This is a genomic window from Bacteroides sp. NGMCC 1.200775 (genome assembly GCF_040798045.1).
Taxonomy (GTDB): Bacteria; Bacteroidota; Bacteroidia; order Bacteroidales; family Bacteroidaceae; genus Bacteroides; species Bacteroides hominis.
In genome coordinates, this window is sequence record NZ_JASCQK010000001.1 from 999,784 (window position 1) to 1,014,470 (window position 14,687).

Consider the following 14,687-nt stretch of genomic DNA (forward strand, 5'->3'; position numbering starts at 1 on the left):
AGAAAATAAATGTAGTAATTGAAATCATTGAACCGAAAGCGTAGAGAATGTATACAATAAATTTAAAACGAATCCTCATCGTATCGCTATTTATAGCTATACCCTTTATGCTTTCGGCTCAATTGACCTACGGTACTACGGGATTACTGCATGCCCCTTCGGCAGAGATGCAAAAGGATAAAACAGTGATGCTGGGTGCTAACTTTATGAATAAGGAGATAACTCCTCCGACGTGGTATTATCATACGTACAATTACTACCTGAATGTAACCATTCTACCTTGGATGGAAGTGGCATATACTTGTACTTTGTTCAAGGCAGAAGCTCTTGGATTAAAGCCTTATGGTTACTCAGGGTTCACCAATCAGGACCGGTATTTTTCTCTCAGATTACGGGCATTGAAAGAGGGGCAGTTCTGGAAATACATGCCCGCTGTGGTAATAGGAACCTCCGATCCTTTTACCTCGTCCGGTGACGGAGTTGTCGCCCCGACCGAAGGTAACGGATATTTCAGCCGTTTCTATATCGCAGCCACCAAACATATCCGATTGGGATCAGAGACAATAGGAGTACACCTCTCCTACCTTTATAACAAACGGATAGAATACAAACTGAATGGGATCGCGGCAGGTATCAGCTACAATCCGTCTTTCCATCCGCAATTGAGATTGATTGCCGAATATGATTCGAAAGATTTTGCGTTAGGTGCCACCTATTTGCTTTTCAACCATCTACACGCACAAGTGGAATTACAAAAGATGAAGTACGTTACGGGAGGATTGACACTCCAGTTCCGCTTGTCAGGGAAAAATGGAATAAAAAAGCAAAAACGAAACAAAGAGTTAAAATAAAAAATGAAATAACATGAAAAGTAGAATAGCAATATTGTCTTTACTGTTGACAGGCGCAGCCATCTCCGCCTCAGCCCAGACCAAAGAGCATTATTATAGCGAGAAAGCTAAAGATAATATCTTTATCAGTGTGGGTGTGGGAGCACAGGGATGTGTAAACCCTGACAACTTTGATTATGGCTTCGGACATGCCATAACTCCGCTGATCCATGCATCAGTCGGTAAACTGTTCAACCCTATCTGGGGTATCCGCGGTCAGGTAGCCGGATGCTGGAGCACATTATACTCCGAATACGGCATGCCGGAAGGAGAATATAACAAAATGAAGAATAAAAAGTACTTCACTTTGCGTGCCGACGGATTGTTCAATTTGTCAAATGCCATCGGAGGCTACAACCCCGACCGTTTGTTCACCGTATCAGTGTTTGCCGGTCCGGGACTTACGTTTGCCAAGGCTTATGGCAACCAGGATAAACTGGATGCACTGATTAATGGTTCTGTTGGTCTGATGGGACAATTCAACATCAACAAATACCTGGACATTAATGTAGAGGCAAGAGGAGAAGTTTCCCCTTCCGTATTCGGACGCTATAGCTCAGCTCATACGGATGGCGCTGTTTCTCTGACAGCAGGTGTTACTTACACATTCGGAGGTAAGAGATTCGTATCTTGTGGTGCCCAGGTAGACCAAAGTGCTATTAACGAAGAGTTGAATCGTTACAGAAGTGAATTGTCAAAAGCTCAGTCTGACTTGGCTGATGCTAAGAACGCACTGGCTAACGTGAAACCTGTAACAAAAGAAGTTGTAAAAGAAGTTGAAGTAGCCGGTCCTCGTGCTGTTTTCTTCCAGATTGGCAAATCTAAAATCGATGACTACGGCATGGTTAACATCCGGTTGGCAGCTAAGATCCTGAAGGCTAATCCGGATAAGAAATACAAAGTGGCAGGCTATGCAGATGAAGCTACCGGTAGTGCAAAGTGGAACCAGAAACTATCTGAAGCACGTGCCCAAGCTGTATATGACGCTCTTATCAAAGAAGGCGTAAGCAAAGATCAACTGGAACTCATCGGTTTCGGCGGAACTGCCAACATGTTTGGCAAGAACTTCCTGAACCGTGTTGTAATTTTAGAATAATAGGGTTTCGATTTCCTAATAGAGCGGGAAACAAATTGCTCTATACTTTGAAAAGGTACGTCGCTGAGACGTACCTTTTTTCTTGCCTTGTCAAGTCATGACTCCCCGCTCCGGAATATTTTCTTCCAATGTAAACTAACAAAAAAAGATGTGTCCATTATTCATGAACACATCTTCGCTTATCCTTTTCGTCTGACAGAGTCCTAATATACTAACTTCACATTGTCAATATAGAGCGAGTTTCCAGGCGATCCGATATATGCACCACCATGACTGGACGTAAACTGGAGTACCATATGTGTCGGTACATCGTCAGCTTCTCCCCATGCCACTTCATGGATTGGGACACTCTCCCCCTTACTGTTCACCGTAAAATACTCAGAAGCCTGAAGACGCATCATATGAGCCTTATATGCCGGATCATTAGTTATATCGCCATACATAATATTGTAAGTGGCACCATTTTTCCAATCAGTCGAATGATAATAATAGTTCACCATTGTCCCGATACGTTTGGCATATACATTCCCTTTGGCATCCTCCCAACGTTTCTGCAACAACAAAATAACAGCAGGGAAATCCTTGCCCGGCACGTCTGTTATCTTACTGAATCCCGTTGCCCGTATGCGGTTTTCACGATCGGACATTTTCACTTTATAGTCAAACTGGATAGCTGACGGACGTTCGGTAAACGGCACTCCCATCTGTAACATTTTATTGGGATTCTTAGTGCTTTTAATCGGTTCATGTACTGTCCCCAGAAACATAGATCCTGCCGCCAGAACTGTGATATCTACAATTCCGAGCACTTTCACACTCTCCATACGGGTATCCAGACGTGCACAAAAGCCATCTCCTCGTGCTTCAGGAAACACCGAAGTATTGGTCTTCGTAATCCCTGACACGCGTGCCATAACGTTAGAAGTAGCCCATGGAGACCCTCCTTTATTCGTATAAGGTTTCGCACCTACAATGGTTTCCGTAGGTCCAATGGCATATACTTTTTTGGTATTTCCGCCAATAATACCCGATTCTTTTATCTCACGTGTCACCCACTGGTCCATATTCCCAAAAGAGAACATCTCCACCTTCTGCTGCGCCACAGCAGGAGCAGAACACAAAGTTACCAGACCTGCCACCCATAAGCGATATGTCTTCTGAATCATCTTTCCTCCTTTCTTTTATAAACTATAATCCCATTGCTTCAGTGCAAAATCCCAATGATCCTGCACCAGCTGAACAGTACGGTCATCATACTTATATTTGTTTTTCTTATATCCTTTTTTACCTCCCACATACTTTTCTATTGCACCACGTGCTTCGGAGAATCCGGGAATATCCAAAGCATGATAAATATTCTCAGTCATTCCCATAGCGTCTGCCTCAAAATCCTCAAATTTCACTTCCATCAGGTTTCCCTTGGGAATGAACTGCTTATCAGCTTCATATTTATGGTACAATTTAGCATAAATGGAAAGAATATTGTCCTCCAACTCGGCGGGAGTAATATCCTGTAATTTCAATGGCTGAATCGTATTGGTAAAGAAACTCCGTGTAGATTCAAATACTGTATACGGATTGCGCATCAGATAAACAAACTTCGCATTGGGGAACATTTTCACCAGCTCCTTCACCCGTCCTGTATGAGGGGGATTCTTACTGAGAAACTGGGTACCTTGCGTATTCCATAAAGAAATCTTGATCAACTTGGTAAATGTCTCCTCAAAAACCTTCAGTTCAGCTTCGCTGATATCATCAAAAAGCAAATATTTATCAGCATATTCTTGCTGGTATTTGGGTAGGAACCAGAAATTATAGTAGGTATAAGGCATCATATTGGCAAGTGCGAACTCTTCTTCCTGCGGTAAATCGACGGCCAGTTCCATATTATCCGTCGGACGCTTATCCGGCATAAGCCAACTCATATTTTTCTTGAAGAACGGCTGGCCCCACATCATTAAATGTGGAAATACGGTTTGATAAGTCGTGTTATAGCCGAAATGTGTATCGCATGAAAAAACATTGTGCACAAAAGTAGTTCCACTACGCCAGTGACCAAGAATAAAAACCGGATCATGCTCTAATGGTTTATCTGCCAGTATCTTCTCATAACGCTTATCCTGAAGAGGGGCCAAAGTAGACAGTAAACGGCAAACAGCCTTTGTCAGACGATATTTACCTTTATAGGGCGCATCGACCTCCCTTCCTCCCGTAATAGCTTTAAATGTTTGCCAGTCTGCACCCACCAGAGTATTTATAGGAAGTTTATTAAATTCAAGTAATCCCATAATAATGTGTTAGTTGTTAATGTGTCAACAGGCCGTAACCAGCCCGTCGGCACATCGAATCATTATTTACTTTTCTATTCTGACTTCGAAACCTTGTTCACTCAACGATTTCACAGCCTTTTCAATCGCTTCATAATGCTCAGTCGTTATGCCCAGTTTTGGCAGGTTCAGAACCGGAAGATCATCAGAAGCATTCATGTCTTTCCTTTCAACCCGATCGATAATCATCCCCACAGCACTGGTATTATTGGTAATCGGATCAATCAGAATGAACGAACCACACGATTTATTCTTCTGATACGGATCAAAGAACAACTCTTTGGCTGTAGTAAACACCACACGTGCTATTTCGTTCAAAGAAAGGAAAGGGACAGATGAATGTTCCATCGTATTGACATCCACTTTATACTTAATGCTATCAATACGGGTACGGCTAACGTTCGTTGTCTGTTTGATAAAGAACGATTTGTTGACATCCATCGGTTCTTCATCCATCCACACCAACATCGCTTCAAAATTACGGTCTACAATAGGCAGGTTGTCCAGATGAACCAACATTTCTCCTCTCGATACATCTATTTCATCTTCAAGTGTCAGTGTAACCGACTGTGGAGGAAAAGCATACTCCTGTTCACCATCAAAAGTAACAATACTCTTAACATGAGATACCTTACCGGAAGGCAAAGCCATCACTTTATCCCCTTTACGTATAACACCGGATGCCACCTTACCGCAAAATCCGCGGAAGTCAAGATTCGGACGAAGTACATATTGTACGGGAAAGCGGAAATCATCAAAATTATTATCACTGTCGATATGCACCGTTTCCAGAAAATCAAGTAAGGAGAGTCCTTCGTACCATGGAGTTCTTTCCGACCTATCCACCACATTGTCTCCATCGAGTGCCGAAAGAGGAATGCAGGTTACATCAGGAATCCCCAGAGGAGCTACAAACTTTTTATACTCTGTTACTATTTCGTTGAAACGCTCTTCCGAAAAATCGACCAAGTCCATCTTATTGACTGCCAACACCACATGCTTGATTCCCAACAAAGAAACCAGGAAGGTATGACGTCTTGTCTGAGTGATCACTCCCATGCGGGCATCTACCAGAATAATAGCCAGATTGGCCGTAGAACCACCGGTTATCATATTACGGGTATACTGTTCGTGCCCCGGAGTGTCAGCAATGATAAATTTGCGGTTATTGGTAGAGAAGTAACGATAGGCCACATCAATCGTAATGCCTTGTTCGCGTTCGGCCTTCAGCCCATCCAGCAACAGAGCATAATCAATGTGTTCTCCTGCATTACCCAACCGTTTACTATCGCGTTCCAGCGCATCGAGCTGGTCTTCATACAATTTCTTGCTATCGAACAGCAGTCGCCCGATCAATGTAGACTTTCCATCGTCTACCGAACCTGCCGTCAACAGACGCAGCAAATCTTTCTGTTCGTCTTTATCCAGAAATGCTTTTATATCTAATTTATCTGCCATAGTTGTAATATTTAAAAATATCCTTCGCGTTTCTTCTGTTCCATGCTACCTTCCTGGTCGAAATCAATAACGCGGGTTGTACGTTCGCTCTTGGTAGTAGTCATCATCTCTTCCACAATCTTCTCAATGGTGTCGGCTTCGCTCTCGACAGCACCTGTCAACGGCCAGCACCCCAACGTACGGAAACGTACCATTTTCATCTCAATCTGATCACGGTATTTCTCCGGCAGACGCTCATCATCAGCCATAATCAGATTTCCGTCCATCTGCACCACAGGACGCTCCTTGGCATAATACAATGGTACAATCGGAATATTCTCCAAGCGAATGTATTGCCAGATATCCAGCTCGGTCCAGTTGCTCAACGGAAACACACGTATGCTTTCACCTTTATGTACGCGGGCATTGTAAATATCCCACAGTTCCGGACGCTGGTTTTTAGGATCCCATTGATGAAACTTATCACGAAAAGAGAATATGCGCTCTTTGGCACGTGATTTTTCTTCATCACGGCGGGCACCGCCAAATGCGGCATCAAATTTATATTTATCGAGTGCACGCAATAAAGCTTGTGTTTTCATCAGGTCGGTATGTACCTTACTTCCATGTGTAAACGGTCCTACTCCCGCATGAAAAGCTTCCATATTGCTTTCCACAATCAGATTCCAACCATACTTTTTAGCATATTCATCACGGAACTGAATCATTTCCTTAAATTTCCATTTAGAATCGATGTGCATTAAAGGAAACGGCACCTTGCCCGGATAGAAAGCTTTCTCGGCGAGGCGTACCATGACCGAAGAATCCTTTCCGATGCTATACAGCATAACCGGATTCTCAAACTCCGCCGCCACTTCGCGGATAATGTGAATGGACTCGGCTTCGAGTTCCTTTAAGTGGCTTAATTTATATTCCTCTTTCATTGTTATGATTATTTCTTCATCTATATTCTATTCATGTCTGCTCACACGGGGCAATACAATGTCCAACAGACGCTTGACTGACTCTTCAAGTGAAAGTGTTGAAGTATCAAGTGACAAGGCCGGATGCTCCGGAGCCTCAAATGGGGCGGATATCCCGGTAAAGTTTTTTATTTCTCCTCTGCGGGCCTTGGCATACAACCCCTTCACATCGCGTTTCTCACATTCGGCAAGCGGAGTGCTGACAAATACTTCTAAAAAATCATCTTGCCCGATAATGCGGGCTGCCATCTCGCGGATATCATTATTAGGACTGATAAAAGCAGCAATCGTAATAATACCGGTATCAATAAAAAGTTTGGAAACCTCAGCTATACGACGAATATTTTCCACCCTGTCGGCTTCAGAAAAGCCTAAATTATTGTTTATCCCCGTACGGATGTTATCTCCGTCCAGGATACGGCACAACAATCCACGTTTATGCAATTCGCGTTCCAAAGCAATTGCAATCGTACTTTTGCCCGATCCGCTCAGACCGGTAAACCAAATCATCACGCCATGCTGCCTCAGGAGTCCTTCTTTATCCTGCCGGGTCAGCATCCGGTCGAATATTGGATATATGTTATTATTTTCTTCCATTATAATATGTTAGATGTTGTTTCAGTCATTAAAACGGCCAGATTAAAGGAATCAGGAAAATAGAAATCAGGAATGTTATAAGATTTAAAGGTAATCCGATACGGACAAAATCCATAAACTTATAGTTACCGATACCTTGTACGATCAGGTTAGTCTGATAACCAATCGGTGTAGAGAAACTGGCCGATGCAGCCATACAAATGACCACAAAGAACGGCATCGGATCGACTCCCAACTGGGTTGAAAGCGACAAAGCCAACGGAAAAGCCAACGCAGCGGCCGCATTGTTTGTAATCAGTTCCGTAAACAGATTGGTAATAATAAATAGAACCGCCAGCAATACATGGGGACCGTAATCATCGCTCATGCCGATTATGAACTCTGCCACCTTATCGGCCACTCCCGAGTTCACCATTGCCTTACTGATGGCAAAAGCACAAGCGATCGTTATCAAAATATCCCACGAAATATATTTAGTGTACTTGCGTGCCGGGAAGATTTTAGTCCAGGCCATGATAATAGTAGTAACGGAAACAAAGAAAAACATATCCAGTTTCATGTCCGGAAACATTTCCTTCACTATTGGAAGTTCTCCGACAGTAGCACCTGCTATCATCAGAATCAACAGAATCAATGCAAACCAGCGTTTCCCTTTTCCCGGTACAGGTTCGTTATCATTGCCGTTGGCTAACAACACAAACACGGAAGATTCTCCCCAAGTAGGAATAAATGTATCATCTGCCATCACTACCAATGTATCACCTTCACGCAAAACAACCTCTTCCAGGTTATTGACGAACCGCTGTCCGTTGCGTTTCTTGATTTCTTTGACCTCAGCACCATAATGACGCTTGAAATTAAACTCACCCAACGTTTTATTAATACCCGGAAAACGGGCACCAAGCACAGCTTCCACCCGGTGGAGTTTATCTCCTTCTTCTATTTCCTCATCAGGTACGGCCGTATCGGGACGTGCATCAGGGAGCAACTTTTTAGAAAAAGCAAACAGATAAATGATGCCGGCAATTGCAATAAAGATCCCCACTTTACCCAATTCAAACATCGTAAATCCTTCATGTCCGGATTCCAGTATCATTCCGTGCACAACCAAGTTGGTAGACGTACCGATCAAAGTACAAATACCTCCCAATATAGTCACATACGAAAGAGGAATTAAGAATTTGGTAGCAGGTAAGTGGACGGTACGCGCCCATCGTTTAATGATTGGAGCAAAAATAACAACAACCGGAGTATTATTCAAAAAAGCCGAAATAAAGGCAACGGAAGGTAATAAACGCAATTGTGCCCTGAATACCGTCGTTCGCTTCTGAGGAAGCAACTTTTTAATGACCTGCCCCAACGCTCCCGACTGGCGGATACCCTCGCTTACCAAAAAAAGCAGGGCCACGGTTATCATCCCTTTATTACTGAATCCCTCGAGCATCTCCTTCGGAGTCAAAATACCTGCACAGAGAAACAACACCACTACTGAAAAAAGTATCATGCCGGGACGCATCTTGTCCAGAATCAAAGCAATAACCATCCCCAATAAGGATAATAACACAAACGCAATTTCAAATGTCATAAACGCAAACAATTAGTGGTTTATCTTCTCTTCTCAACAATAAACCAAGGATTCAGCAAATTTTCTTTATTATACTGCAAGGGAACATCTTTTTTATCCGCCTGATAAACTTCCATTCCCGCAGCACGTGCTATAGCATGTCCGGCAGCAGTATCCCACTCCATAGTAGGAGCAAAACGAGGATAAACATCCGCTTTACCTTCAGCAACCAAACATATTTTAATAGAACTGCCACTGGATATCAACTCCACATCGCCGTGTTTCTGCTTCAATGCCTCAATGTATGTCTCTGTCTCCGGAGTCAGATGTGAACGGGAAGCAACAACCACAAATTGATTTTGCCGACCGCCCTGCGGTAGCCGTACGGAAGCGGCAATCAATTTATCAAGTGTGGCATTATCCTCTAAAGCTGTAATATCCGACAATTTATAAGCACCGATCTCTTCACCGGCAAAATAGAGTTCTTTTTTCACCGGCAGATAAATAACTCCGATAATAGGAACCCCCGCTTTCACCAAAGCTATGTTCACTGTAAATTCACCGTTTCGCTTGATAAATTCTTTCGTACCATCCAAAGGATCGACAATCCACAACATTTCCCACTTACGACGGGTATCATAATCCAAATGTCTCCCTTCTTCGCTCAGAACAGGAAAAGGAGTTTCATTCAAAATAGTGGAAATTATTATATGTGCTTTCCGGTCAGCAATGGTCAAAGGAGAATTGTCAGCTTTCCGCTCTATTTCGAAGTCCGAAGCCGGATCGGTATAAATAGACAATATCTCCTCTCCTGCTTTCAGGGCTGCATCAACAGCAATAAATAAGTATTTATGTTCCATTTTATTACGCAATTAAAACCTTGTTTCCGACAAGGCGTAAAATCCCCAGGTAAATAGAGACACAAAAGTAAAAACTTTATCTCTTTAAAAAGTTTTTAAATAGCTAATTATAACTTCTTTTAGTAGAAACCGGCAAAACCCTAAAAAACCTTTCATATCAAAAAAACTATTCAGCTATACCTCCAATTTTTTATATGACACAGACAGTGCTAAAAAGAAGCTTCAAAGATAAAACATACGCTCCAAACAACTTCTCTGACGGAGCGTACAAATTAACATTGTTAATTCCTCTTTTGTATCATTTGCTTTCCATTCACAAACATCAAACCTTTTGCATTAAAAAGACTTGATATTTACCCACAAAAGACTTGGTTTAACACAATGTTAAACCAAGTCTTTTCCAAGCTTAAAACAAGCACCGCCATATCACTGGTTATAAGCAAAATAGTACAATACAGCCTTCTTTATCTAAAGAATCTTTATCTTATAGTTTCGGAAAAGATAATTGCTATTTAAGCAAGTAGCAACTCTCCCATCTGAATATATGAAAATAACGAACGGTAATTATACAGCTTAAAAGATGATTTATATAAAGAGTTTGCAAGCCTCTTGCGAGTATTAGACTTTTTTAATAACTTCACGCCGTACTCCGCAAGGATTACGAAACCAACCTATTAAGATTTAAAATCAAAAAAAAGAAAACACCAATAACTGATTATCAAAACCTACCACAATGAAGAAAAGCATTATTCTGCTATTTATCAGTCTACTTTTATCCCCGCTATGCATTAAAGCGCATCAGCCAGAATTCTCCACCGCCGGATTTTTCCGACTGGCTGATTCCGGTCGGGAGGTCTATTCCATGAATCCTGCATGGCGCTTTTATAAAGGAAATTGCGTTGGCGCCGAAGCTGTTAACTTCAACGATCGATCATGGGAGGTAGTTTCCTTGCCCCATGGCATCGAATACTTGCCTACTGAAGCCAGCGGCTGTGTTAATTACCAAGGTGAAGTATGGTATCGCAAACATTTTACACCGGATGCAACCTTGAAAGGCAAGAAATTATTTCTGCACTTTGAAGCCATCATGGGTAAAAGTAAAATATATGTAAACGGTAAACTACTATCTGAACACTTTGGAGGTTATCTACCTGCAGTTGTCGATGTGACGGATGCCCTGGAATTTGGCAAAGACAACCTGATTGCCGTATGGGCCGACAATAGCAATGACCCTAATTATCCCCCCGGAAAACAACAGGAAGTGCTGGATTTCACTTATTTCGGAGGAATATACCGGGACTGCTGGCTGGTGGCACATAATCAGATATTCATTACCGATCCGAATTATGAAAACGAAGAAGCAGGCGGAGGATTATTTGTCGCTTATGACAATGTATCGGATCTCTCGGCCGAAGTATTGCTCAAAATACAGATTCGGAACTCCGGAAAAAAAGCTTTTAAAGGAGTCGTCGAATACGAGCTTCAACAACCGGACGGACAACAAATAGCTTTTCTGAATTCCGTCATTCGTGTCAAATCCGGTAAGGCAGCCAGTTCATCTGATAAGCTGACGGTAAAAAATCCAATGTTGTGGAGCCCGGAGACACCTACACTATACAATCTGATTGTCCGCGTTCGTGACGAACAGGGCAACGTAATAGACGGATACCGCCGCCGAATCGGGATCCGCAGCATCGAATTCAAGGGAGAAGCCGGATTCTGGCTGAACGGAAGGCCTTATGAAACACCATTGATAGGAGCTAACCGCCATCAGGACTTCGCGATAGTGGGCAATGCAGTACCAAACAGCATTCACTGGCGCGATGCCAAAAAGCTGAGAGATGCAGGGATGAAAGTAATTCGTAATGCACATTGCCCGCAAGACCCGGCTTTCATGGATGCTTGCGATGAACTTGGACTGTTTGTAATTGTCAATACACCGGGTTGGCAATTCTGGAACGATGCCCCTGTCTTTGCGCAACGGGTATACAGCGACATCCGGAATATGGTTCGACGGGACCGCAACCATCCCTGCGTATGGATGTGGGAACCAATCCTGAACGAAACCTGGTACCCGGCCGACTTTGCCCGGAATGCACATGATATAGTAAAAGTAGAGTATCCGTATCCATATTGTTACAGCGGATGTGATAGTGAAGCCAAAGGAAAAGAGCATTTCCAAATACTTTTCACCCATCCGCTCAATGGAGGCGGAGGAGCCTACTCAACCAACCATATCAAGAAACAGATCACTTACTTCACACGTGAATGGGGTGATAATGTGGATGACTGGAATTCTCACAACTCTCCCAGCCGGGTGGCACGCAACTGGGGTGAACAAGCCATGCTTATACAAGCGCAACATTATGCTTGCCCACCTTACAAATACACCAGTTATGATGCTTTATACCGTACCCCCCGGCAACATATAGGAGGCTGTTTATGGCATTCGTTCGACCATCAACGCGGTTATCACCCCGATCCGTTCTACGGAGGTGTGATGGATGTATTCCGACAACCCAAGTATTCTTACTATATGTTTATGTCCCAACGATCTCCCCGGAAAGAGAAGCGTCTTTTCAAGACAGGTCCGATGGTTTATATCGCCCATGAAATGACCCCGTTCTCCGGTAGAGATGTCACAGTCTATTCTAACTGCGACGAAGTGAGACTTACTTATCTCAAAGGTGGAAAAACACAAACCTATGTCCGCACCCCGGAGAAAGAAGGGATGCCTTACCCCATCATTACTTTCAAAGACGCATACGACTTTATGCAAGACAAAGCATTGTCACGCCAGGGCAAACAGGCCGACGTATACTTATTGGCAGAAGGGCTGATAGACGGCAAAGTAGTAGCTACGCATAAAGTTTATCCGGCACGACGACCGGAAAAACTACTCTTATGGATAGATAATGAAGGAGTAGATCTGAAGGCAGATGGTTCTGACTTTATCACTGTTATAGCTGCCGTTGCCGACAAGAATGGTAATATCAAACGTTTGAATAACTATACCATCAAATTTCAGGTAGAAGGTGAAGGACGTATCTTAGGCGGCGCAAATAACTTGGCTAACCCGGCATCTGTTCGTTGGGGAACGGCTCCGGTACTGATTCAATCTACTTTAAAACCCGGCAAAATCAAAATCACGGCCAGTGTTTTATTCGAAGGGTCACAAATGCCAAGTAGTGCCGTATTAGAATTAGAAAGTAAACCGGGAACCTTCCCTCAAATTTACAGTCAGGAAGAATCTGCATTTATTCCGACCTTTACCGGACAAGGAACAAACAGTCTAACTCTAAAGTCAGAAACGCAACTGGAAAAAGAAAGATTGCAGAAAGCTAAGAATGCCGAAAAACTGAAAGAAGTAGAACAGCAACAGGAGGAGTTCGGCGAAAAGAAATAATCACATCACTATTTGAAAAAGGCAGTAACTTCACAGTTACTGCCTTTATCCGGGAGCAAACATCTGTTGCCCCCGAAATTACCAAAAAGAATTTCTTTATTAATAGATTCTATATAACAACCAGGCACCCTGGAAGTCTTTTCTATTAGGATATTTAGCCTTGAAAGCATCACGTGCCTGTGCAGCAGAAGCTCTATCGGCAAATGTATTTACAATCACACGATACATGGCTGTTTCAGCATTAAAAGCAATAGTTGCATTATAACCTTCTTTATCCAAAAAATCTTTCAGACCTTCTGCATTTGCTTTCAAACCAAAACTACCGCATACTACGCTATAATCTTTCAATCCATCGGCACCTGAAACCACTGTTACCTTTTCCTGACGAACGCCTGCAGCATTATCAACAGCTTTTTTAGTTTCTACCGGAGCAGTAACCACCGGAGTGACCTCTACGGGAGCTTCTACCCGCGGTTCAGCCAATTCCTGTTGTTTAGCTTTCTCGTATGCCTTTTTATAAGCGCTTTCGCTGGATTTACATGAAGCAAATGCCAAGGCAACGCATACGCCCATCCCTAATACTACTAATTTTTTCATAATCTATACACATTTAGTTAATAATTTCGTATCCACTGTTTGAAGGGGACAAAATAATAGAATTTTTATCACCCCACAAAACAATCTTCCTAAAAAACACCTTTTCAGAAATCTCAGCAATCCTTTTTCCTATAAGAAATCGTACCGGTGGCCTGATAAGTGGGCATCACCAATACCTCGGCTATCTGTATATGCTCGGGGGCAGAAGCAGCATAATAAACGGTTTCAGCAATGTCATCTCCGGTCAGCGGACGAATGCCCTTATAAAAAGCATCGGCAGCATCTTTATCTCCACGATAACGGACGACCGTAAAATTAGTTTCCACCATTCCCGGTTTTATATTCGTAACCCGCAGGGGAGTATCTACCAAATCGATCCGCAGACCGTCCGAAAGTGCTTTGACGGCAGCCTTAGTAGCGCAATACACACTTCCACCGGGATAGGCTGCATCACCGGCTATCGAACCGATATTAATAATATGTCCGCGGCTACGCTCCACCATTCCGGGAACCACCATACGCGTGATAGCCAACAATGCCTTAATATTGGTATCAATCATAATATCCCATTCGTCCAAATTTCCTTCAAACTCTTTGTCCACTCCAATCACAAGACCGGCGTTATTCACCAACACATCGATATTTTTCCACTCTTCCGGTAAAGAGGCCAATGCTGCGGAAGCCGCTTTGCGGTCACGTACATCAAACGGCAACAAACAGACACGCACCCCATATTTAGTTTCCAGTTCCTTTTTCAGTTCTTCCAGCTTTGCCACATTACGGGCATTCAAGATCAAGTCCGAACCCTGTGAAGCAAACTTACGTGCACAGCCTTCACCAATACCGCTGCTTGCTCCTGTTATAAAAACGATTTTACCTTTCATTTCTCATATATTAATTTAGATTTCCCATATAATGAGACACAAAAGT

The 14,687-nt window shown here is 43.0% G+C and carries 12 protein-coding genes; 3 read left to right on the forward strand and 9 right to left on the reverse strand.

Annotated features, from left to right (window positions below):
* Positions 1-47 precede the first annotated feature (47 nt).
* Positions 48-851, forward strand: coding sequence for a YjbH domain-containing protein (locus QK890_RS04345; RefSeq protein ID WP_032544009.1), 804 nt, complete (start codon positions 48-50; stop codon positions 849-851).
* Positions 852-864: 13 nt separating this feature from the next.
* Positions 865-1,986 (forward strand): OmpA family protein, encoded by a 1,122-nt coding sequence (locus tag QK890_RS04350; RefSeq protein ID WP_005819308.1) that lies wholly within the window; start codon positions 865-867, stop codon positions 1,984-1,986.
* A 203-nt stretch (positions 1,987-2,189) separates the two neighbouring features.
* Here the strand turns inward: QK890_RS04350 and QK890_RS04355 are convergent, their stop codons facing one another.
* From QK890_RS04355 to cysQ, 7 genes are all read right to left on the reverse strand, one after another.
* Positions 2,190-3,152 carry a PCMD domain-containing protein gene (locus QK890_RS04355; RefSeq protein ID WP_005776458.1) on the reverse strand — a complete coding sequence of 321 codons (963 nt, stop codon included), beginning with the start codon at positions 3,150-3,152 and terminating at the stop codon, positions 2,190-2,192.
* 15 nt (positions 3,153-3,167) lie between these two features.
* A complete protein-coding gene (locus QK890_RS04360; protein ID WP_005776457.1) occupies positions 3,168-4,274 on the reverse strand; it encodes a sulfotransferase in 1,107 nt (368 codons plus the stop codon).
* A 66-nt stretch (positions 4,275-4,340) separates the two neighbouring features.
* Positions 4,341-5,771 carry a sulfate adenylyltransferase subunit CysN gene (gene cysN, locus QK890_RS04365; RefSeq protein WP_032544012.1) on the reverse strand — a complete coding sequence of 477 codons (1,431 nt, stop codon included), beginning with the start codon at positions 5,769-5,771 and terminating at the stop codon, positions 4,341-4,343.
* 11 nt (positions 5,772-5,782) lie between these two features.
* Positions 5,783-6,694 carry a sulfate adenylyltransferase subunit CysD gene (gene cysD / locus QK890_RS04370; RefSeq protein WP_005776455.1) on the reverse strand — a complete coding sequence of 304 codons (912 nt, stop codon included), beginning with the start codon at positions 6,692-6,694 and terminating at the stop codon, positions 5,783-5,785.
* A 27-nt stretch (positions 6,695-6,721) separates the two neighbouring features.
* Complete coding sequence (gene cysC, locus QK890_RS04375; protein ID WP_005776453.1) at positions 6,722-7,330, reverse strand: adenylyl-sulfate kinase; 609 nt, start codon at positions 7,328-7,330, stop codon at positions 6,722-6,724.
* 28 nt (positions 7,331-7,358) lie between these two features.
* Entirely contained in the window at positions 7,359-8,915 is a 1,557-nt protein-coding gene (locus QK890_RS04380; RefSeq protein ID WP_005776452.1) for an SLC13 family permease, read from the reverse strand.
* A gap of 20 nt (positions 8,916-8,935) precedes the next feature.
* A complete protein-coding gene (gene cysQ / locus QK890_RS04385; protein WP_005776451.1) occupies positions 8,936-9,754 on the reverse strand; it encodes a 3'(2'),5'-bisphosphate nucleotidase CysQ in 819 nt (272 codons plus the stop codon).
* A 733-nt stretch (positions 9,755-10,487) separates the two neighbouring features.
* On the opposite strand from cysQ, the gene QK890_RS04390 reads away from it, so the two are divergent.
* Complete coding sequence (locus QK890_RS04390; RefSeq protein ID WP_367627215.1) at positions 10,488-13,160, forward strand: glycoside hydrolase family 2 TIM barrel-domain containing protein; 2,673 nt, start codon at positions 10,488-10,490, stop codon at positions 13,158-13,160.
* A gap of 99 nt (positions 13,161-13,259) precedes the next feature.
* Here QK890_RS04390 and QK890_RS04395 read toward each other — a convergent pair whose 3' ends face one another.
* On the reverse strand, positions 13,260-13,757 hold the full coding sequence (locus tag QK890_RS04395) for an SPOR domain-containing protein (RefSeq protein ID WP_032544014.1): 498 nt from the start codon (positions 13,755-13,757) through the stop codon (positions 13,260-13,262).
* A gap of 113 nt (positions 13,758-13,870) precedes the next feature.
* A complete protein-coding gene (locus QK890_RS04400) occupies positions 13,871-14,641 on the reverse strand; it encodes an SDR family NAD(P)-dependent oxidoreductase (protein ID WP_005809052.1) in 771 nt (256 codons plus the stop codon).
* Between the last annotated feature and the right edge of the window lie 46 nt (positions 14,642-14,687).